Origin of the sequence: Aeromonas sp. MR19 (assembly GCF_963899305.1) — a bacterium.
Taxonomy (GTDB): Bacteria; Pseudomonadota; Gammaproteobacteria; order Enterobacterales; family Aeromonadaceae; genus Aeromonas; species Aeromonas bestiarum.
In genome coordinates, this window is record NZ_CAWQWZ010000018.1 from 1 (window position 1) to 20403 (window position 20403).

Consider the following 20403-nt stretch of genomic DNA (forward strand, 5'->3'; position numbering starts at 1 on the left):
GCGACGCAACAGTGTGTTGCTGCGGGAGTGGAATTCTACTCAACCGCCTTCTCGAGTCAAGCCTTATTTTCAAAGGCTTTTCGAGGCACCGACTGGCTTTACTGCGTTGCCGCTTGCCCTGTCGATGGAGGCGCATTATAGGGAGTAGAAACTTTCTGGCAAGCAGATAATTGCAAAAAGATAGCTTTCATCAACTGTTCGCTCACAAAGCCACCAATGTGTATGTTAAGCGAACGAAATCAGCCCGCAGCAGGCACTGAAACGGCGAAATCGTGCAGGTTGTCGTAGATGGCATCCGCCAAGGCGATGCCGGCGTCGGTTACAGGTTTGCCAGTACGCACCATGACTTTATGACCAACCTTGGCACTGGCTGCCGCTTTCAGGTCGGAAGGTTTGTCGCCAACCATATAGGAACGGCCCATGTCGATACCCAGCTCCTGTTGTGCCAGCAGCAGCATGCCGGGTTCCGGTTTGCGGCAATCACAAGGGGCACCGTGATCCGGGTGATGTGGACAGAAATAGATACCGTCGAGATCCACATCCCGATCGGCCAATGACCAATCCATCCATTCAGTCAGGTTCATGAAGTCGTCCTCACTGAAATAGCCGCGGGCGATACCAGACTGGTTGGTGACGACGATCAACAGATAGCCTTTCTTCTTCAGCAGCTGCATGGCTTCGATCACACCGGGCAGGAAATGGAAGTCGTCTACCTGACTGACATAACCGGTGTCTTCGTTGATGACACCGTCACGGTCCAGAAAAATGGCGGGCTTGCTCACTGGGGACTACCTCAATAAATGATTTTGCAAAGTATCTCATAGGGCACAAGGCCCAAAAAGAAAAAGGGGCGGCCGAAGCCACCCCTTTTCATGTTTGCATATAACGAATCGATTAAGCGATTACGCTAGCTACAACACCAGCACCTACGGTACGGCCACCTTCACGGATGGCGAAACGCAGGCCGTCGTCCATTGCGATCGGCGCAATCAGGGTAACAACCATTTTGATGTTGTCGCCTGGCATTACCATCTCTACGCCTTCCGGCAGTTCGATGGTACCGGTCACGTCGGTTGTACGGAAGTAGAACTGCGGACGGTAGCCCTTGAAGAACGGGGTATGACGACCACCTTCTTCTTTGGACAGCACGTACACTTCAGATTCAAACTTGGTGTGCGGCTTGATGGAGCCCGGCTTGGCCAGTACTTGACCACGCTCTACGTCTTCACGCTTAACACCACGCAGCAGCGCGCCGATGTTCTCGCCTGCACGACCTTCGTCCAGCAGTTTGCGGAACATTTCAACACCGGTACAGGTGGTAGAAACGGTGTCTTTGATACCGACGATTTCTACAGTCTCACCAACTTTGACGATACCGCGCTCAACACGACCGGTAACAACGGTACCACGGCCAGCGATGGAGAATACGTCTTCGATAGGCATCAGGAACGGCAGGTCAATTGCGCGCTCCGGCTCCGGGATGTAGGTATCCAGGTGGTTGGCCAGCTCGATGATCTTCTCTTCCCATGCAGCGTCGCCTTCCAGCGCTTTCAGCGCGGAACCACGAACTACCGGCAGGTCATCACCCGGGAAGTCATATTCGGTCAGCAGTTCACGAACTTCCATCTCAACCAGTTCGAGCAGCTCTTCGTCATCTACCATGTCGCACTTGTTCATGAACACGATCATGTACGGGATACCAACCTGGCGACCCAGCAGGATGTGCTCACGAGTTTGCGGCATCGGGCCGTCGGTCGCAGCTACTACCAGGATAGCGCCGTCCATCTGGGCAGCACCGGTGATCATGTTTTTAACGTAGTCGGCGTGACCCGGGCAATCTACGTGCGCGTAGTGACGGATGGCGGTGTCGTATTCTACGTGGGAGGTGTTGATGGTGATACCACGCTCACGCTCTTCCGGCGCCTTGTCGATCTGGTCGAAGGCGAAAGCTTTACCACCGAAGTGCTTGGCCAGCACGTTGGTGATGGCGGCGGTCAGGGTGGTTTTACCGTGGTCAACGTGGCCGATGGTGCCGACGTTTACGTGCGGTTTGTTACGCTCAAATTTTTCTTTAGACACGACGTAGTCCTTCTAGGTTAAACCCGCCTACCGTCGTAGGCGGGGAATCATAAATTACTTGGATTTGCGCTCTTCGATGACTGCCTGGGCCACGTTGTTCGGGGCGTCGGAGTACTTAGCGAATTCCATAGCGTAGGAAGCACGACCTTGGGTAGCGGAACGCAGTGCGGTCGCATAACCGAACATCTCGGCCAGCGGCACCAGGGCACGTACGATCTTGCCGGACGGGCCGTCTTCCATACCTTCGATCAGGCCACGACGACGGTTCAAGTCACCGATAACGTCGCCCATGTAATCTTCCGGAGTCTCGACTTCAACCTTCATGATCGGCTCGAGCAGGACCGGGCTTGCCTTCATGTAACCAGCCTTGAAGGCCAGGGAGGCAGCGATCTTGAACGCCAATTCGGAGGAGTCGACATCGTGGTAAGAACCGTAGTGCAGACGCACACCCAGATCCATTACCGGATAACCTGCCAACGGGCCGGATTTCAGCTGCTCACGGATACCCTTGTCAACACCCGGGATGTATTCACCAGGAATCACGCCGCCTTTGATGTCGTTAACGAACTCATAGGCTTTGCCGGCTTCCAGCGGGTACATGTCGATGATGACATGACCATACTGACCACGACCACCAGACTGCTTGGCGTGTTTACCTTCGATATCCTTGACGGTTTCACGAATGGTTTCACGGTAGGCAACCTGCGGCTTACCTACGTTCGCTTCAACCTTGAACTCGCGACGCATACGGTCAACGATGATGTCCAGGTGCAGCTCACCCATACCGGCGATGATGGTTTGGCCAGATTCTTCGTCAGTCCATACGCGGAAAGACGGATCTTCCTGCGCCAGACGGCCGAGTGCCAGACCCATCTTCTCTTGGTCAGCCTTGGTTTTCGGCTCAACCGCGATGGAGATTACCGGCTCCGGGAATTCCATACGCTCGAGGATGATCGGTGCTTTTTCGTCACACAGGGTGTCACCAGTGGTCACATCTTTCAGACCGATGGCAGCAGCGATATCGCCTGCGCGAACTTCTTTGATCTCTTCACGCTTGTTGGCGTGCATCTGAACGATACGGCCAAAACGCTCGCGCTTCTCTTTGACAGAGTTCAGCACGGAGTCACCGGAGTTAACTACGCCGGAGTACACGCGGAAGAAGGTCAGGTTGCCTACGAACGGGTCGGTGGCAATCTTGAATGCCAGAGCAGCGAACGGCTCTTCATCAGAAGCATGACGCTCGTCTTTGGTGACGCCGTCCAGCTTCAGGCCGTCGATGGCAGCTACGTCGGTCGGTGCCGGCAGATAGTCAACCACGGCATCCAGCATGGCCTGTACGCCCTTGTTCTTGAACGCGGAGCCACAGGTAACCAGGATGATTTCGTTGTTCAGAACGCGCAGACGAAGAGCTTTCTTGATCTCTTCTTCAGTCAGTTCTTCACCACCCAGGTATTTTTCCATCAGATCTTCAGACGCTTCAGCAGCGGCTTCGACCAGGGTCATGCGCATTTCTTGCGCTTTTTCCAGCAGCTCAGCCGGGATCTCTTCGTAATCGAAGGATACGCCCTGATCTGCTTCGCTCCAGTTGATGGCTTTCATCTTGACCAGATCGATAACGCCCTTGAAGTTCTCTTCTGAACCGATGTTCAGTTGCAGCGGAACCGGGTTACCTTTCAGGCGGGTCTTGATGTGCTCAACGCAGCGCAGATAGTTGGCACCGGTACGGTCCATCTTGTTGACGAACGCGATACGGGGAACCTTGTACTTGTTAGCCTGACGCCATACGGTCTCAGACTGTGGCTGTACGCCACCTACGGCACAGTACACCATCACGGCGCCATCCAGAACACGCATTGAACGCTCTACTTCGATAGTAAAGTCAACGTGGCCGGGGGTATCGATGATGTTGATACGGTGCGGTTGGAACTGTTTACCCATACCGGACCAGAAAGCGGTGGTCGCGGCGGAGGTGATGGTGATACCACGCTCTTGTTCCTGTTCCATCCAGTCCATGGTGGCAGCGCCATCGTGAACTTCACCGATCTTGTGACTTACACCGGTATAAAACAGAACGCGCTCGGTAGTAGTAGTCTTACCGGCGTCGATGTGAGCGGAGATACCGATGTTACGATAACGCTCAATGGGGGTTGTACGAGCCATTGTCATCCTCTTACTAGGAGCGGACCCCTAGATAACTGAAGGTGCGCAGAGCCAAAAGACCCTGCGCAAGCGGATTACCAGCGGAAGTGAGCGAAGGCCTTGTTCGCTTCAGCCATACGGTGAACGTCTTCACGTTTCTTGACAGACGAACCCTTATTGTCAGCGGCATCCAGCAGCTCGCCAGCCAAACGCTGAGCCATTGATTTTTCACCACGTTTACGAGCGGCGTCAACCAACCAGCGCATTGCCAGGGCATTGCGACGGACCGGACGAACTTCTACCGGTACCTGATAGGTTGCACCACCGACACGACGAGATTTAACCTCGACGGACGGACGAATGTTGTCCAGGGCTTCTTCGAATACGGCCAGGTGATCTTTGCCAGATTTGGTGGCAATGATGTCCAGCGCGCCATATACGATGGCTTCGGAAACAGATTTCTTACCGTCAACCATTACTACGTTGACAAATTTAGCCAGCAGCTCTGATCCGAACTTGGGATCCGGCAGGATTTTACGCTGACCAACAACACGACGTCTTGGCATTTCAAATTCTCCGTAACTTCAGGGGTTACCCAAAACTAGAAAGTTATCTAACTAGAAACGAATTAACGTTTGGCCTTACTTAACGGAGAACCATTAAGCTTTCGGACGCTTCACGCCATACTTGGAGCGAGCCTGCTTACGGTCTTTAACACCGGCACAGTCCAACGCACCACGAACGGTGTGGTAACGAACACCTGGCAAATCCTTGACGCGACCGCCACGGATCAGAACAACGGAGTGTTCCTGCAGGTTGTGACCTTCACCACCGATATAGGAGGTGACTTCGAAGCCGTTGGTCAGACGTACACGGCATACTTTACGCAGTGCAGAGTTAGGCTTCTTCGGGGTGGTGGTGTATACACGGGTGCACACGCCACGCTTCTGAGGGCACGCTTCCAGCGCAGGCACGTTGCTTTTCACAACGAGCTTGATGCGTGGCTTGCGAACCAACTGGTTAATAGTTGCCATCAAAAGGCTCCTGATAATGACTTCATAAACATGTGAAAAATCCTCCCCGCAGATACGGGGACGCGAAATTTTATGCCCTGTTGTCAAGGGAGTCAAGATTTATACAATCCGTGCCGCAAAAGGGCACAATGGATCCCCTGTCAATAGTCATAACTAACTGAACTTCATCGATAAAAATGGACGCTAGCCACCCCAGGTCTGCGGTGACCCGTTTTCCGCGATCAATGCGACCAGACCGGCCATATCCAGATCCATCCCGATCCTGTGCTGCAATCCCCTCGCCTGCAAGTCTTCTCGCATCACATAGAGCGGAATAGCTGCCAGTCGCTCACTCCATTGAGGGACCGTGGCCGCGATGACGGCATCCTGCATCAGCACCAGCAGATCATCAGGCTGGCGATAGCAGAGCGCCTGTTCCAGATCCCGGCTCAGGAAGGGAGAGGTCAATATCAGCTGTATCATGATCACCTCAGAAGCAGATGTGAGTCGCGCAGTGGCTCCACTGGCGGCGGATGTCGGCACGGGAGAGGCACTCGACGGGGATCAGCAGATCATCCACCGTCAGACCGCGTTCGGCCAGCGAGTCGGCGCACACATAGACCTCCTCGATGTCGTACAACTCCAGCAGCTTGAAGGTCGGTGCATAGTGGCGCTGCAAGATGGTCTGAGGCTGCTGCTCCCTGACCAGTTGCAAGACACCGTCACCGATGAGAAACAGGGCCAGCGACTCGGTCAGCGCCGAGGTCGCCAGCAAGGCATCCAGTCCTTCCCGTCCGGCAGACGTGCCATGAGGGCCGCGACGACACATAAAGGCTATCTTGTTCATCTCTCCCTCCCTAGAACTGGACAAAGCGATCGGCGGTCAGGCTGGCTTCGGCTAGCTGACCCAGCCCGCTCAGGCAGAAGGGGGCCTGCAGGTTGAATTGATCCTTGCCTGCTCCCTTCGCCTCTGTCTCATCGAGCACACCGCGCCGCATGGCGGCTGCGACGCACACATCGATACGGATCCCCTGCCCTATGGCCAGCTCGCGCCACAGGGCCACCAGGTCGGTCTCATCAGATGCCGGAGCATGCAAGCCGTTACCATTGCAGACCCCGTCCTGATAGAAAAACAGATGTGACAACCGGTGGCCCTGCTCGATGAGGCTCAAGGCGAAGCGGTAGGCAGTGCTGGCCGACTGGGTACCGTAGGCGGGCCCCGTTACCAGCAAGGCAAAATTCAGACTCATATCCGGACTCCTGTACGGGTGTCTGTCCATTCTACGCCAAAGACAAAAAAGCCCCTCCTGGGAGGGGCTCTTCATTCTGCCGAGGATCAGACGTAAGCTATGGCTTCGACTTCAACCAGCACATCCTTGGGCAGACGCGCCACTTCCACACAGGAACGGGCCGGGGCCGAGTCGCCAAAGTAACGGGCATATACCTGGTTAAAGGCAACGAAGTTGTTCATGTCGCTGAGGAAACAGGTGGTCTTCAGCACCTTGCCAGTATCGGCACCGGCTTCCTTCAATACTGCAACCAGGTTCTTCATCACCTGCTCGGCCTGCGCTTCGATGCCGCCAGCCACTATCTCCATGGTGGCCGGATCGAGCGGGATCTGCCCGGAGGTGAAGACCAATTCGCCCAGCTTGGTAGCCTGAACATACGGACCAATTGCGGCAGGCGCCTTGTCGGTTGCAATCACTTCTTTAGCCATTCTTATCTATCCCCTTCTATGGCGCTTACTCGTTCTCGTCTTCACCCTGCTTGCGCTGTCGGATGTACAGATAAACGGTATGTTTGGAAATATTCAATTTGTCGGCGACCAGGTTGATCGAGTCCTTGATATCAAATATGCCCTTCTCGAACAACTGGGTCACGATAAACCTGTTTTTAGCATTGTTGGCAACGGTCGGATCGCGGTTGATCTCGTCGATGGTGTTGTCCACCGTCTGGGCGACCAACTCTTCGACGCTGTTGGCAAAGGTCTCCGGCGACTGGCGCTCCACTTGCTGGGGCGTCGGGAAGAATTCGGCGACAAACTCGTGAAAAGGCGCATTGATGTGCAGGTTGATACAGATAAGACCTATCACCTGCTTGTCACTGTTCCTGATGGCGATGGTACTCGACTTCATCAGGGCGCCGGTACGGCTGCGGGCAAAATAACTCTGGGTGTAATCCTGGCCGGTATTCTCTATGTCCTTGAGCATACGCAGCGCGAGATCGGTAATGGGTGCCCCCTCATTCCGTCCCGTATTGAACCCGTTGGCAATCTTGATCACGGACTCGTGCAGATTTTCCAGGGAGTGAAGAACCACTTCACAGTGCTTGCCGAACAGTTCGGCCAAGCCTTCGATAAGCCCTCCATAGGAGCGCAACAATTCCCTGTCTTCGTCTGTAAAAGTGCGACCGCTCAGCTGCTCTTCGGGAAGCAGTACTTCCTCGATACCGACAGTCATGTTCTACCCCTGTAATAACCATTCAACTTTCCCGAGTTTTCAATTGCGAGGGGGCAATGTCAACTTTTTTTGATTTTTTACTCCCCAACCTTGTTCTGGATCATCCGAATATCCGCGTGGCGACTGGGGTTGACGAGAAAACGACCAACAAAAAGGGCCCCTTGAAGGAGCCCTTTTTCAATCACTGCAGCAGAAGATTACTCTTCGTCAAAACTGCCGGATGCGTTGAGCAGATCCGCCAGGTTTTGCTGAGCTTCATCGGCAGTCACCTGCGGTACACCGACAGCACGAGCTGCGGCGGCACGCTGGTTGATCCGGCTATGGTGGTAGGCAAAGCCGGTACCAGCCGGGATCAGACGACCCACGATTACGTTCTCTTTCAGGCCACGCAGTTCATCACGCTTGCCGCCAACGGCCGCTTCGGTCAGAACACGGGTGGTTTCCTGGAAGGAAGCCGCGGAGATGAAGGACTCTGTGCTCAGAGATGCCTTGGTAATACCCATCAGAATATGACGGAAGGTAGCCGGGGCCTTGCCCTCTGCAACCAGCTTACGGTTGGCAATCTTCACACGGGCCACTTCAACCTGCTCGCCTTCGATCAGGTCAGTGTCACCAGCGCTCAGGATCTCGCACTTGCGCAGCATCTGACGAACGATGACTTCGATGTGCTTGTCGTTGATCTTAACGCCTTGCAGACGGTAAACGTCCTGCACTTCGTTAGCGATGTAGTTGGCGACCGGGCTGATACCGCGCAGACGCAGGATGTCATGAGCAGACTCAGGACCGTCCGCCAGCACTTCACCCTTCTCAACTTTTTCACCTTCGAACACGTTCAGGTTACGCCACTTCGGAATCATCTCCTCGTAGACGTCGCCACCATCGGTCGGGGTGATGACCAGACGGCGCTTGCCCTTGGTCTCTTTCCCGAAGGAGATGGTACCGGAGATCTCGGCCAGGATGGCAGGTTCCTTCGGTTGACGTGCTTCGAACAGATCCGCAACGCGCGGCAGACCACCGGTGATGTCCTTGGTACCACTGGATTCTTGCGGGATACGCGCTACCGCGTCACCCACACCCACGTTGGCACCATCTTCCAGGTTCACGATTGCCTTGCCCGGCAGGAAGTACTGGGCGGCGACATCGGTACCCGGGATCATTACATCTTTGCCGTTCAGGTCGACCAGTTTAACGGTCGGACGCATCTCTTTACCGGCACTCGGACGCTCGTTGACATCCAGTACGACGATAGAAGAGAGACCGGTCAGCTCGTCGGTCTGACGAGTGATGGTCACGCCATCGATCATGTGTTCGAACTGGAGGCGACCCGCCACTTCGGTGATGATCGGGTGGGTGTGCGGATCCCAGTTGGCGACAGTGTCACCGGCGCTCACGGCCTGAGTATCCTTCACTTCCAACACGGCACCGTAAGGCAGCTTGTGACTTTCCTTGGTACGGCCCATGTCATCCATGATGGTCAGTTCGGTAGAACGGGAGGTGATAACCAGTTTGTCATCGCTGTTGTGAACGAACTTGGCGTTCTGCAGCTTGATGGTACCAGTATTCTTCACCTGGATGCTGTTCTCGGCAGCGGCTCGGGATGCGGCACCACCGATGTGGAAGGTACGCATCGTCAGCTGGGTACCCGGTTCACCGATGGACTGGGCGGCGATAACACCGACAGCCTCACCCTTGTTCACCAGGTGACCACGGGCCAGATCACGGCCGTAGCAGTGAGCACAGTTACCGAAGTCAGTTTCACAGGTGATGGCAGAACGCACCTTCACGCGGTCAACGGAGTTTTGTTCCAGCAGGTCACACAGCTGCTCGTCGAGCAGGGTGTTGCGCGCTACCAGGATCTCGTCCTCGGTACCCGGCTTGATCACGTCATCGGCAACCACACGGCCCAGCACGCGCTCACGCAGCGGCTCGACCACGTCACCACCTTCGATCAGCGGAGTCATCCACAGACCTTCGATAGTGCCGCAATCGTCCTCGGTGATCACCATGTCCTGTGCCACGTCAACCAGACGACGAGTCAGGTAACCGGAGTTAGCCGTCTTCAGTGCTGTATCCGCCAGACCCTTACGGGCACCGTGAGTGGAGATGAAGTACTGCAGTACGTTCAGACCTTCGCGGAAGTTCGCGACGATCGGGGTCTCGATGATGGAGCCATCCGGCTTGGCCATCAGGCCACGCATACCGGCCAGCTGACGGATCTGGGCGGCGGAACCCCGCGCACCAGAGTCGGCCATCATGAAGATGCTGTTGAACGACGCCTGCTCTTCTTCTTCACCCAGCGAGTTGACATCACGCTCTTTGGACAAGTTCTCCATCATGGCCTTGGAGACGCGCTCGTTGGCGCTGGCCCAGATATCGATAACCTTGTTGTAGCGTTCGCCCGCGGTCACCAGACCGGACAGGAACTGGTCCTGGATCTCGGCAACTTCGGCTTCGGCTGCGGCTATGATGTCTTTCTTGGCATCCGGGATGACCATGTCATCGATACCAACGGAAGCACCGGACAGGGCCGCATAATGGAAACCGGTATACATCAGCTGGTCAGCGAAGATGACGGTGTCCTTCAGGCCCTGCTTGCGATAGCAGGTGTTCAGCAGACGGGAGATGAGCTTTTTGCCCAGCGCCTTGTTGGATACGGACTTGATCCAGTTCTGCGGATTGGCATCCAGATCAGCCTGCTCTGCAGCAGTCAGCACCTTGGGCTCATCGATCAGGGCGTATTCCATGCCTTTCGGCAGGATCAGGCTCAGGATCGCACGACCAACAGTGGTGTTCTTCATCTCGGTACGCTCTACCAGCGAATCATCTTCCTGACGGAGATATTCGGTGATGCGCACTTTGACGCGAGCATGCAGATCGGCCAGACCGGCGCGATAGACCTTCTCGGCTTCTTTCGGGCCAGCCAGCACCATACCTTCGCCCTTGGCGTTGATACGGGCACGGGTCATGTAGTACAGACCCAAGACCACGTCCTGGGAAGGAACTATGATCGGCTCACCGGAGGCTGGCGACAGGATGTTGTTGGTAGACATCATCAGGGCGCGCGCTTCCAGCTGGGCTTCCAGGGTCAGCGGTACGTGGACCGCCATCTGGTCACCATCGAAGTCGGCGTTATAGGCGGCACAGACCAGCGGGTGCAGCTGGATGGCCTTGCCTTCGATCAGGGTCGGTTCAAACGCCTGGATACCCAGACGGTGCAGGGTCGGTGCACGGTTCAGCAGGACCGGGTGTTCGCGGATCACTTCGTCCAGGATATCCCAAACGACAGCTTCTTCACGCTCCACCATCTTCTTGGCGGCCTTGATAGTGGTCGCCAGACCGCGGGATTCCAGCTTGCCATAGATGAACGGCTTGAACAGTTCCAGCGCCATCTTCTTCGGCAGACCGCACTGATGCAGACGCAGCGTCGGGCCTACGGTGATAACGGAACGACCAGAGTAGTCGACGCGCTTACCCAGCAGGTTCTGACGGAAACGACCTTGCTTACCCTTGATCATATCGGCCAAGGATTTCAGCGGACGCTTGTTGGAACCTGTGATGGCACGGCCACGACGGCCGTTGTCCAGCAGGGCATCCACGGACTCTTGCAGCATGCGCTTTTCGTTGCGCACTATGATGTCCGGGGCAGCCAGGTCCAGCAGGCGCTTCAAACGGTTGTTACGGTTGATCACGCGACGGTACAGATCGTTCAGATCGGAAGTCGCGAAACGGCCGCCGTCCAGCGGTACCAGCGGACGCAGGTCCGGCGGCAGCACAGGCAGCACTGTCATGATCATCCACTCCGGCTTGTTGCCGGACTGCAGGAAGGCTTCCATCAGCTTCAGGCGCTTGGTGGTCTTCTTGCGCTTGGTTTCGGAGTTGGTCTGATCCAGCTCCTCACGCATGGTCTTGACTTCGCCTTCCAGATCGATGGCACGCAGCAATGCAAGGATTGCTTCGGCACCCATCTTGGCGTCGAATTCGTCGCCCCACTCTTCCAGTGCGTCCAGATAGTTCTCTTCGGACAGCATCTGGCTGCGCTCGAGGTTGGTCATGCCGGGCTCGATCACTACATAGGATTCGAAATACAGCACGCGCTCGATGTCACGCAGGGTCATGTCCAGCAGCAGACCGATACGGGACGGCAGGGACTTCAGGAACCAGATGTGGGCAGTCGGGCTGGCCAGCTCGATGTGGCCCATACGCTCGCGACGGACCTTGGTCTGGGTCACTTCTACGCCGCACTTCTCACAGATCACACCACGGTGTTTCAGGCGCTTGTACTTGCCGCACAGACACTCGTAGTCCTTCACCGGTCCGAAGATACGGGCGCAGAACAGACCATCACGTTCCGGCTTGAAAGTCCGGTAGTTGATGGTCTCAGGCTTTTTGACCTCACCGAATGACCAGGAGCGGATCATGTCAGGAGAGGCCAGACCGATCTTGATACTGTCAAACTCTTCGGTCTTGGTCTGAGCCTTCAAAAACTTGAGTAAGTCTTTCACGTGTTTCCCCTGTCAGGAGTCTAACCTCGGCGCCCTACTGCCAAAGCAGCAGGGCGCCCACGTCAATTCTCGAACAATAAGAGCGAGCTCTTACTCTTCGTCCAGCTCGATGTTGATACCCAGAGAGCGGATTTCCTTCAACAGTACGTTGAAGGATTCGGGCATGCCCGGCTCCATACGGTGGTCGCCATCCACGATGTTTTTGTACATCTTGGTACGGCCATTCACATCGTCAGACTTGACGGTCAGCATTTCCTGCAGGGTATATGCCGCACCGTAAGCCTCCAGGGCCCACACTTCCATCTCACCGAAACGCTGACCACCGAACTGCGCCTTACCACCCAGCGGCTGCTGGGTAACCAGGCTGTAAGAACCGGTAGAACGCGCATGCATCTTGTCGTCTACCAGGTGGTTCAGCTTCAGCATGTACATGTAACCCACGGTGACCTTACGCTCGAAAGCGTTGCCAGTACGACCGTCGAACAGGGAGATCTGACCGGATTCCGGCAGATCGGCCAGCTTCAGCAAGGCCTTGATTTCGTGCTCTTTGGCACCATCAAAGACAGGTGTAGCGACCGGCAGACCCTTGCGCAGGTTACCCACCAGGGTACGTACGTCGTCGTCAGACAGCTCGGCGATGTCCACTTGCTTGGTGTCCTTCTCGCCCAGGTCATAGACCTGTTGCAGGAAGTCACGCATCTCGTGCAGCGCGCGCTGTTCCTTGATCATGCGGTCGATCTTCTCGCCGATACCCTTGGCCGCGAGGCCCAAGTGCACTTCGAGGATCTGACCGATGTTCATACGGGACGGTACGCCCAAGGGGTTCAGTACGATATCGACCGGACGGCCGTATTCGTCATGAGGCATATCCTCGACCGGGCAGATCTTGGAGATAACACCCTTGTTACCGTGACGGCCCGCCATCTTGTCACCCGGTTGGATGCGACGCTTGACTGCCAGGTAGACTTTGACGATTTTCAGTACGCCCGGCGCCAGATCATCACCCTGGATAATCTTGCGACGCTTGTTCTCGAACTTCTTGTCGAAGTCGGCTTTCAGCTCGATGTGCTGTTCGGCGATCTGTTCCAGCTCGATCTGCTTGGCTTCATCTTCGATGGCCAATTCAAACCACTTGGTACGATCCAGCTTGTTCAGACGATCTTCGCTGTAACCGGCGGCCAGCAGCAGGTTGCGGGAGCGGCCGAAAATGCCGTCTTCCAGGATCTTGAACTCTTCGGTCAAGTCCTTCTTCGCTTCCTTCAGCTGCATCTCTTCGATTTCTTTGGCACGCTTGTCTTTTTCCACGCCATCGCGGGTAAAGACTTGCACGTCAACCACGGTACCGTACACACCGTTCGGCACACGCAGGGAGGAGTCCTTCACATCGGAGGCCTTCTCACCGAAGATGGCGCGCAGCAGCTTCTCTTCCGGGGTCAGCTGGGTTTCACCTTTCGGTGTTACCTTGCCGACCAGGATGTCGCCGCCCTTCACTTCGGCACCCACGTAGACGATACCGGACTCGTCCAGCTTGGACAGAGCGGCTTCACCCACGTTCGGGATGTCGGCAGTGATCTCTTCCGGACCCAGCTTGGTGTCACGGGAGATACAGGCCAGTTCCTGGATATGGATGGTGGTCAGGCGATCTTCCTGAACCACGCGCTCGTTTACCAAGATCGAATCTTCGAAGTTGTAACCGTTCCACGGCATGAACGCGACGCGCAGGTTCTGGCCCAGCGCCAGTTCGCCCAGGTCGGTAGACGGACCGTCAGCAACCACGTCACCGGCCATGACCGGCTCACCCAACATCACGCAAGGACGCTGGTTGATACAGGTGTTCTGGTTGGAACGGGTGTACTTGGTCAGGCTGTAGATGTCGATGCCGGCTTCGCCAGGCAGCAGTTCATCTTCGTTGACCTTGATAACGATACGGGAGGCATCGACGTAGTCGATCATGCCGCCACGCTTGGCCACTACGGTTACACCGGAGTCAACGGCCACGGCGCGTTCCATACCGGTACCTACCAGCGGCTTGTCAGCACGCAGAGTCGGTACGGCCTGACGTTGCATGTTCGAACCCATCAGGGCTCGGTTAGCATCATCGTGTTCCAGGAACGGGATCAGAGCGGCTGCCACAGATACGATCTGCTGCGGGCTCACGTCCATATACTGGATCTGGTCGGCGTTCATAAAGGTGGATTCACCTTTGTGGCGGCACGGGATCAATTCATCTTTCAGACGGCCATCTTCGGTGGTCGCGGCGTTAGCCTGTGCGATCACGTACTTGCCTTCTTCGATGGCGGACAGGTAGTCCACCTCGTCGGTGATCACACCGTCAATGACTTTACGGTACGGGGTCTCGAGGAAACCGTACTCGTTGGTACGAGAGTACACGGACAGAGAGTTGATCAGACCGATGTTCGGACCTTCAGGAGTCTCGATGGGGCACAGACGACCGTAGTGAGTCGGGTGCACATCTCGGACTTCAAAACCGGCACGCTCACGGGTCAAACCGCCCGGACCCAGCGCAGAGATACGGCGCTTGTGGGTGACTTCGGACAGCGGGTTGTTTTGGTCCATGAACTGAGACAGCTGGCTGGAACCAAAGAACTCTTTGACTGCGGCGGAGATCGGCTTGGCGTTGATCAGATCCTGCGGCATCAGGGTGTCCAGGTCGCCCAGGGAGAGACGCTCCTTGACCGCACGCTCGACACGCACCAGACCGACACGGAACTGGTTTTCAGCCATTTCACCGACAGAACGGATACGACGGTTACCCAAGTGGTCGATATCGTCCACTTCGTCATTGCCGTTACGGATGTCGATCAGGCGCTTCATGACTTCGACTATGTCGTCTTTGGTCAGAGTGCCAGCGCCGGTCTCGTCTTCACGGGACAGACGACGGTTGAACTTCATCCGACCTACGGTAGACAGGTCGTAACGCTCGGAAGAGAAGAACAGGTTCTCGAACAGCTGTTCTGCAGCTTCACGGGTAGGCGGCTCGCCCGGACGCATCATGCGATAGATTTCGACCAGCGCTTCCAAACGGCTGGAGCTGGAGTCGATACGCAGGGTCTCGGACATGTAGGCACCGTGATCCAGTTCGTTGGTGAACAGAACCTCGAAGTGCTTGAAGCCGGCTTGGGAGAGGTTGGCAACCGCTTCCAGGCTCAATGCCTGGTTGGCAGTCACTACCATTTCGCCAGTTTGCGGATGTGCGTAGTTCTTGGCAGCAACTTTGCCAACAACATACTCAACCGGTACCTCAATCTGGGTAACGGCATCCTTTTCCAACTGACGGATGTGACGCGCAGTCACACGACGACCGGTCTCAACCACCACGGCGCCATTGGCCACGATGTCAAAGGTCGCAGTTTCACCACGCAGGCGCTCGGGCACCAGATCCATCATCAACTTGCCATCTTTCACTTCGAAACCTATGGTCTCGAAGAAGTTGGCCAGGATTTCTTCGGAACTGAAGTCCAGGGCGCGCAGAATAATGGAAGCTGGCAATTTACGACGACGGTCGATACGGACAAACAGGTTGTCTTTCGCATCGAACTCGAAGTCCAGCCAGGAGCCACGGTAGGGGATAACGCGGGCGTTATACAGCACCTTACCGGATGAATGGGTTTTGCCTTTATCGTGGTCAAAGAAGACGCCCGGGCTACGGTGCAGCTGGGAGACGATTACCCGCTCGGTACCATTGATAACAAAGGTGCCGTTCTCGGTCATGAGCGGAATTTCGCCCATGTATACTTCTTGTTCCTTGATGTCTTTGACGGTGCCGGCAGCTGCTTCACGATCGTATAGAACCATACGAAGCTTGACACGCAGCGGCGCGGAGTAGGTCACTCCACGGATCTGGCATTCTTTTACGTCAAATACCGGCTCACCCAGGCGATAGCTGACATACTGAAGCTCAGCACTACCGGAGTAACTGGTGATCGGGAAAACGCTACGGAAAGCGGCCTCTAGGCCGTATTCACCTTCCGGGTCAGCCTCGATGAACTGCTTGAAGGAGTCCAGCTGAATGGACAACAGATAAGGCGTGTCCAGTACCTGGTCTCGCTTACCGAAGTCCTTACGAATGCGTTTTTTTTCGGTATAAGAGTAAACCATAGGGTTCCTCAGCTCGCTGATAAGTGACCCACTCTGTCCCGCGGGACAGCTCTGTCTCAACACCGTTTTGTGTTGGCCCGGACGATGAAACGGTCCGGATTGCTGGTGCACCGAGAGTCGTAAACGGTGTGAAATGCTCTCAGTCTACAGCGCAAAAAGGCTGGTGAACAAATATTCACCAGCCCTAGCCTGTTTTATCAGGCTAATCTACATAAATGCAGATTATTTGATCTCAACAGAAGCACCAGCTTCTTCAAGCTGCTTCTTCAGAGTTTCAGCTTCGTCTTTGGAGACGGCTTCTTTCAGGTTGGCAGGAGCGGCTTCTACCAGGTCCTTGGCTTCTTTCAGGCCCAGACCGGTAGCGGCACGAACGGCCTTGATGACGGCAACTTTGTTGGCGCCAGCAGCAGTCAGAACTACGTCGAACTCGGTTTTCTCTTCTACTGCTTCAGCAGCCGGACCGGCAGCAACAGCAACAGCGGCAGAAACGCCGAACTTCTCTTCCATAGCTTCGATCAGCTCAACAACTTCCATTACGGACATGGAAGCAACAGCTTCGATGATTTGGTCTTTAGTGATAGACATGACAAAAATTCCTGATGTTGAATAAACTCAAACAGCCTAAATAGGCGAGAATCAAGCAGCAGCTTGTTTCTGATCACGCACAGCAGCGATGGTACGAACCAGCTTGCCAGCAGAGGCTTCTTTCATAGTCGCCATCAACTTCGCAATTGCTTCGTCGTAGGTCGGCAGCGTGGCCAGACGATCAATTTGTGCTGCGGCGATAAACTCACCGTTAAAAGCGCCGGCCTTGATTTCGAACTTTTGGTTCGCTTTGGCAAACTCTTTGAACAGACGAGCGGCAGCGCCCGGGTGTTCGTTGGAGAAAGCAATCAAGGTAGGACCAGTCAATACGTCGTTCAGGCACGCGAATTCGGTACCTTCAACCGCACGACGCAGCAGGGTGTTACGCACAACGCGCATGTACACACCGGCTTCACGAGCGGTTTTACGCAGGACGGTCATCTTGTCTACAGTCACGCCGCGAGAATCGGCTACAACTGCGGACAGGGCGCCTTTGGCAGCTTCGTTGACTTCAGCAACAATTGCCTTTTTGTCTTCGAGTCCCAATGCCATTGGCTTAACTCCTGGATTGAATCTGAGTCTCATGACTCAGTACTGACACATCCCCCCTACCTTCACAACAGAGGGGAACGATGCGGTAGCAGGATTCCAGAAGAGAAAGAATCTTTCTCGCTGGGTTTCCGGCACCGTCTACGCAGGAAGGATTAAGGCTTTGCAGCCTCCTGCGGTCTTGGACGGAGGTCGAAGCCCCCAACCAATCAAGGCGCAAAATTATAGATTAAATTTTGCGCCTTGTAAAACTCATCAATTAGCCCTGAGCTTCCAGAGAAGCTTGGTCTACGGCAACACCTGCACCCATGGTGGTGGAGATGCTGACTTTCTTGATGAAGATACCTTTGGCGGAAGACGGCTTAGCCTTTTTCAGGGCAATCAGCAGTGATTCCAAGTTTTCTTTCAGCTGAACTTCGTCGAAAGAAACCTTACCCAGAGTGGTATGGATGATACCATTCTTGTCATTACGGTAACGAACCTGACCCGCTTTGGCATTCTTCACAGCTTCAGCAACGTTAGGGGTTACAGTACCGACTTTCGGGTTCGGCATCAGGCCACGCGGGCCCAGGATTTGACCCAGTTGACCAACAACACGCATGGCATCCGGGGATGCGATCACGACGTCGAAGTTCATCTCGCCTTTCTTGACCAGATCGGCCAGGTCATCCATACCAACCAGTTCAGCACCGGCAGCTTTGGCAGCTTCGGCGTTGGCACCCTGGGTGAATACGGCAACACGTACATCACGACCGGTACCGTGCGGCAGTACAGTAGCACCACGAACGTTTTGGTCAGATTTACGAGCATCGATACCCAGGTTGACAGCAACGTCAACGCTTTCAACGAACTTGGCGGTAGCCAGTTCTTTCAGCAGGGCAATGGCTTCGTTGATGGAGTACTCTTTGGTACCGTCAACTTTTTCGCGAATAACGCGCATACGCTTGGAAAGTTTTGCCATTGTCTTAATCCTCCACTACCAGGCCCATGGAACGAGCGGAGCCTGCGATGCAACGTACTTTTGCATCCAGATCGGCACCGGTCATATCCGGCTCTTTGGTCTTGGCGATTTCTTGCAGCTGGGCAACAGTCACCTTACCAACCTTGTCTTTGTTCGGCTTGGCCGAACCAGACTGGATCCCGGCAGCTTTCTTCAGCAGGAAGGCAGCAGGCGGAGTCTTGGTTTCGAAGGTGAAGGAACGGTCGCTGTAAACGGTGATCACGACCGGAGTCGGTGAGCCTTTTTCCAGCTTCTCTGTACGAGCGTTGAACGCCTTACAGAATTCCATGATGTTTACACCGTGCTGACCCAGAGCAGGACCAACGGGAGGGCTGGGGTTAGCACTGCCAGCCTTAACTTGCAGCTTGATATAAGCTGTGACTTTCTTAGCCATTAGAAAAATACCTCAGAAATGGGTTCTAGCGCCTCGGAGACATGCTCCTGCAAACGGCTCCCCAACTAATAAAGGGGCAGCGAATTATAGTGACATTCGCTGCCCCTGACAACCGTTAACGTACAGAGTTTAATCAGCCCTTTTCGACCTGACCAAAATCCAGTTCTACCGGCGTTGAGCGACCGAAGATCAAAACAGAGACCTTCACGCGGCTCTTCTCGTAGTCCACCTCTTCAACGGTACCGTTGAAGTCGGCGAACGGACCGTCGGCAACCCGCACCATTTCACCCGGTTCAAACAGGGTTTTCGGACGCGGCTTGTCGTGGGCATCTTGCAGACGATTCAGGATGGCATCCGCTTCCTTATCAGAGATAGGAGCAGGACGATCAGAGGTGCCACCGATGAAGCCCATCACACGCGGTACGTTACGCACCAGGTGCCATGTGGTTTCATCCATGAGCATCTGAACCAGGACGTAGCCCGGGAAAAACTTGCGCTCACTCTTGCGCTTCTGGCCAGCACGCATCTCGACCACTTCTTCGGTCGGGACCAGCACTTCACCGAACATGTCTTCCATGCCATGCATCTTGATATGTTCGCGCAAAGACTTGGCGACCCGGCCTTCGTAGCCGGAGAATGCCTGCACGACATACCATCTCATACGTTGTTCACGTTGTTCAGTCATGGCTTATCCTTACACTCCGGTAATCAAGTTGACCAACCAGACCAAGGCACCGTCCAGAATGAACAGCAATAGCCCCATCACGGCGGTCACCGCCAGCACAATCAGGGTTGTCTGAATGGCTTCCTGACGGGTCGGCCATACGACCTTGCGGACTTCCAGGCGAGACTCACGGGCAAATGCCAGTGTCGCCTTTCCCTTGGTGGTTTGCAGGGCTACCGCACCAGCAGCAGCAATGACGACGACCACACCCAGGGCGCGGACGGCAGCGACAACATCGTTGAGCAGATAATTACCTACTACAGCGGCCGCCAGGATGATGAAAACCAGGCCCCAAAGCAGGGTATCCTTGCTTCCGCCCTGGCTCTCAGAACTAACACTCATACAACCCACCTGTATCTGACGTAACCAAAGACACAAAAGCCCCGTACGAGACGAGGTATATGGCAGGGGCGGCAGGACTCGAACCCGCAACCATCGGTTTTGGAGACCGCTGTTCTACCAATTCGAACTACGCCCCTACATAAGAAAGCCCCTATTATAGGGGCTTTGCTTTATTTATGTAAGCCAAAGATTAAGCGATTACGCTGGCTACAACACCGGCACCTACGGTACGGCCACCTTCACGGATAGCGAAACGCAGGCCGTCGTCCATCGCGATCGGCGCAATCAGGGTAACAACCATTTTGATGTTGTCGCCTGGCATTACCATTTCAACGCCTTCCGGCAGTTCGATGGTACCGGTCACGTCGGTAGTACGGAAGTAGAACTGCGGACGGTAGCCCTTGAAGAACGGGGTATGACGACCACCTTCTTCTTTGGACAGCACGTACACTTCAGATTCAAACTTGGTGTGCGGCTTGATGGAGCCCGGCTTGGCCA

At 55.2% G+C, this 20403-nt stretch carries 18 protein-coding genes, 1 tRNA gene and 1 pseudogene; all 20 read right to left on the reverse strand.

What is annotated here, in order from left to right; translation table 11 throughout:
* Positions 1 to 239 precede the first annotated feature (239 nt).
* Positions 240 to 782: a D-glycero-beta-D-manno-heptose 1,7-bisphosphate 7-phosphatase gene (gene gmhB / locus AACQ95_RS12685; RefSeq protein ID WP_241281089.1), complete on the reverse strand. Its 543-nt coding sequence runs from the start codon at positions 780 to 782 to the stop codon at positions 240 to 242.
* A 112-nt stretch (positions 783 to 894) separates the two neighbouring features.
* The gene (gene tuf, locus AACQ95_RS12690; protein ID WP_011898272.1) at positions 895 to 2079 is read right to left on the reverse strand and encodes an elongation factor Tu; all 1185 of its coding nucleotides are present in this window, start codon (positions 2077 to 2079) and stop codon (positions 895 to 897) included.
* Positions 2080 to 2133: 54 nt separating this feature from the next.
* Positions 2134 to 4239: an elongation factor G gene (gene fusA, locus AACQ95_RS12695; protein ID WP_043142611.1), complete on the reverse strand. Its 2106-nt coding sequence runs from the start codon at positions 4237 to 4239 to the stop codon at positions 2134 to 2136.
* A gap of 74 nt (positions 4240 to 4313) precedes the next feature.
* Positions 4314 to 4784: a 30S ribosomal protein S7 gene (rpsG, locus tag AACQ95_RS12700; RefSeq protein WP_005901834.1), complete on the reverse strand. Its 471-nt coding sequence runs from the start codon at positions 4782 to 4784 to the stop codon at positions 4314 to 4316.
* A gap of 93 nt (positions 4785 to 4877) precedes the next feature.
* Positions 4878 to 5252, reverse strand: coding sequence for a 30S ribosomal protein S12 (gene rpsL, locus AACQ95_RS12705; protein ID WP_005306278.1), 375 nt, complete (start codon positions 5250 to 5252; stop codon positions 4878 to 4880).
* Between the two features lie 183 nt (positions 5253 to 5435).
* A complete protein-coding gene (tusB, locus tag AACQ95_RS12710) occupies positions 5436 to 5714 on the reverse strand; it encodes a sulfurtransferase complex subunit TusB (RefSeq protein ID WP_241281090.1) in 279 nt (92 codons plus the stop codon).
* A gap of 7 nt (positions 5715 to 5721) precedes the next feature.
* On the reverse strand, positions 5722 to 6078 hold the full coding sequence (gene tusC, locus AACQ95_RS12715) for a sulfurtransferase complex subunit TusC (protein ID WP_241281092.1): 357 nt from the start codon (positions 6076 to 6078) through the stop codon (positions 5722 to 5724).
* A 10-nt stretch (positions 6079 to 6088) separates the two neighbouring features.
* Positions 6089 to 6481 (reverse strand): sulfurtransferase complex subunit TusD, encoded by a 393-nt coding sequence (gene tusD, locus AACQ95_RS12720; RefSeq protein ID WP_241281094.1) that lies wholly within the window; start codon positions 6479 to 6481, stop codon positions 6089 to 6091.
* Positions 6482 to 6567: 86 nt separating this feature from the next.
* Positions 6568 to 6948 (reverse strand): RidA family protein, encoded by a 381-nt coding sequence (locus AACQ95_RS12725; protein ID WP_042036016.1) that lies wholly within the window; start codon positions 6946 to 6948, stop codon positions 6568 to 6570.
* 25 nt (positions 6949 to 6973) lie between these two features.
* Complete coding sequence (locus tag AACQ95_RS12730; RefSeq protein ID WP_043554914.1) at positions 6974 to 7690, reverse strand: helix-turn-helix transcriptional regulator; 717 nt, start codon at positions 7688 to 7690, stop codon at positions 6974 to 6976.
* A gap of 197 nt (positions 7691 to 7887) precedes the next feature.
* Entirely contained in the window at positions 7888 to 12192 is a 4305-nt protein-coding gene (gene rpoC, locus AACQ95_RS12735; protein WP_043142620.1) for a DNA-directed RNA polymerase subunit beta', read from the reverse strand.
* A 90-nt stretch (positions 12193 to 12282) separates the two neighbouring features.
* The gene (gene rpoB, locus AACQ95_RS12740) at positions 12283 to 16311 is read right to left on the reverse strand and encodes a DNA-directed RNA polymerase subunit beta (RefSeq protein ID WP_042867349.1); all 4029 of its coding nucleotides are present in this window, start codon (positions 16309 to 16311) and stop codon (positions 12283 to 12285) included.
* A gap of 222 nt (positions 16312 to 16533) precedes the next feature.
* Positions 16534 to 16896, reverse strand: a complete 363-nt coding sequence (gene rplL, locus AACQ95_RS12745; RefSeq protein ID WP_042036012.1) for a 50S ribosomal protein L7/L12 — start codon at positions 16894 to 16896, stop codon at positions 16534 to 16536.
* Between the two features lie 51 nt (positions 16897 to 16947).
* Complete coding sequence (rplJ, locus tag AACQ95_RS12750) at positions 16948 to 17448, reverse strand: 50S ribosomal protein L10 (RefSeq protein WP_005318563.1); 501 nt, start codon at positions 17446 to 17448, stop codon at positions 16948 to 16950.
* Between the two features lie 256 nt (positions 17449 to 17704).
* A complete protein-coding gene (rplA, locus tag AACQ95_RS12755; protein ID WP_042036011.1) occupies positions 17705 to 18406 on the reverse strand; it encodes a 50S ribosomal protein L1 in 702 nt (233 codons plus the stop codon).
* A gap of 4 nt (positions 18407 to 18410) precedes the next feature.
* Positions 18411 to 18839 (reverse strand): 50S ribosomal protein L11, encoded by a 429-nt coding sequence (gene rplK / locus AACQ95_RS12760; protein WP_005318556.1) that lies wholly within the window; start codon positions 18837 to 18839, stop codon positions 18411 to 18413.
* Between the two features lie 133 nt (positions 18840 to 18972).
* Positions 18973 to 19524: a transcription termination/antitermination protein NusG gene (gene nusG, locus AACQ95_RS12765; protein WP_005318554.1), complete on the reverse strand. Its 552-nt coding sequence runs from the start codon at positions 19522 to 19524 to the stop codon at positions 18973 to 18975.
* A gap of 9 nt (positions 19525 to 19533) precedes the next feature.
* A complete protein-coding gene (gene secE, locus AACQ95_RS12770; protein ID WP_011707705.1) occupies positions 19534 to 19905 on the reverse strand; it encodes a preprotein translocase subunit SecE in 372 nt (123 codons plus the stop codon).
* 60 nt (positions 19906 to 19965) lie between these two features.
* Positions 19966 to 20042: transfer RNA gene (locus AACQ95_RS12775), tRNA-Trp, on the reverse strand.
* Between the two features lie 53 nt (positions 20043 to 20095).
* Positions 20096 to 20403 (reverse strand): annotated as a pseudogene (gene tuf / locus AACQ95_RS12780) (elongation factor Tu); the annotation flags it as partial.

Excerpts from the sequence above, each read along its gene's own strand:
- rpsL (WP_005306278.1), bottom strand. The coding sequence starts at position 5,252 with ATGGCAACTATTAACCAGTTGGTTCGCAAGCCACGCATCAAGCTCGTT.
- AACQ95_RS12730 (WP_043554914.1), bottom strand. The coding sequence starts at position 7,690 with ATGACTGTCGGTATCGAGGAAGTACTGCTTCCCGAAGAGCAGCTGAGC.
- AACQ95_RS12725 (WP_042036016.1), bottom strand. The coding sequence starts at position 6,948 with ATGGCTAAAGAAGTGATTGCAACCGACAAGGCGCCTGCCGCAATTGGT.
- rplL (WP_042036012.1), bottom strand. The coding sequence starts at position 16,896 with ATGTCTATCACTAAAGACCAAATCATCGAAGCTGTTGCTTCCATGTCC.
- rplK (WP_005318556.1), bottom strand. The coding sequence starts at position 18,839 with ATGGCTAAGAAAGTCACAGCTTATATCAAGCTGCAAGTTAAGGCTGGC.
- secE (WP_011707705.1), bottom strand. The coding sequence starts at position 19,905 with ATGAGTGTTAGTTCTGAGAGCCAGGGCGGAAGCAAGGATACCCTGCTT.
- tusC (WP_241281092.1), bottom strand. The coding sequence starts at position 6,078 with ATGAACAAGATAGCCTTTATGTGTCGTCGCGGCCCTCATGGCACGTCT.
- tusB (WP_241281090.1), bottom strand. The coding sequence starts at position 5,714 with ATGATACAGCTGATATTGACCTCTCCCTTCCTGAGCCGGGATCTGGAA.
- fusA (WP_043142611.1), bottom strand. The coding sequence starts at position 4,239 with ATGGCTCGTACAACCCCCATTGAGCGTTATCGTAACATCGGTATCTCC.
- nusG (WP_005318554.1), bottom strand. The coding sequence starts at position 19,524 with ATGACTGAACAACGTGAACAACGTATGAGATGGTATGTCGTGCAGGCA.
- rpoB (WP_042867349.1), bottom strand. The coding sequence starts at position 16,311 with ATGGTTTACTCTTATACCGAAAAAAAACGCATTCGTAAGGACTTCGGT.
- tusD (WP_241281094.1), bottom strand. The coding sequence starts at position 6,481 with ATGAGTCTGAATTTTGCCTTGCTGGTAACGGGGCCCGCCTACGGTACC.
- rpsG (WP_005901834.1), bottom strand. The coding sequence starts at position 4,784 with ATGCCAAGACGTCGTGTTGTTGGTCAGCGTAAAATCCTGCCGGATCCC.
- rplA (WP_042036011.1), bottom strand. The coding sequence starts at position 18,406 with ATGGCAAAACTTTCCAAGCGTATGCGCGTTATTCGCGAAAAAGTTGAC.
- rplJ (WP_005318563.1), bottom strand. The coding sequence starts at position 17,448 with ATGGCATTGGGACTCGAAGACAAAAAGGCAATTGTTGCTGAAGTCAAC.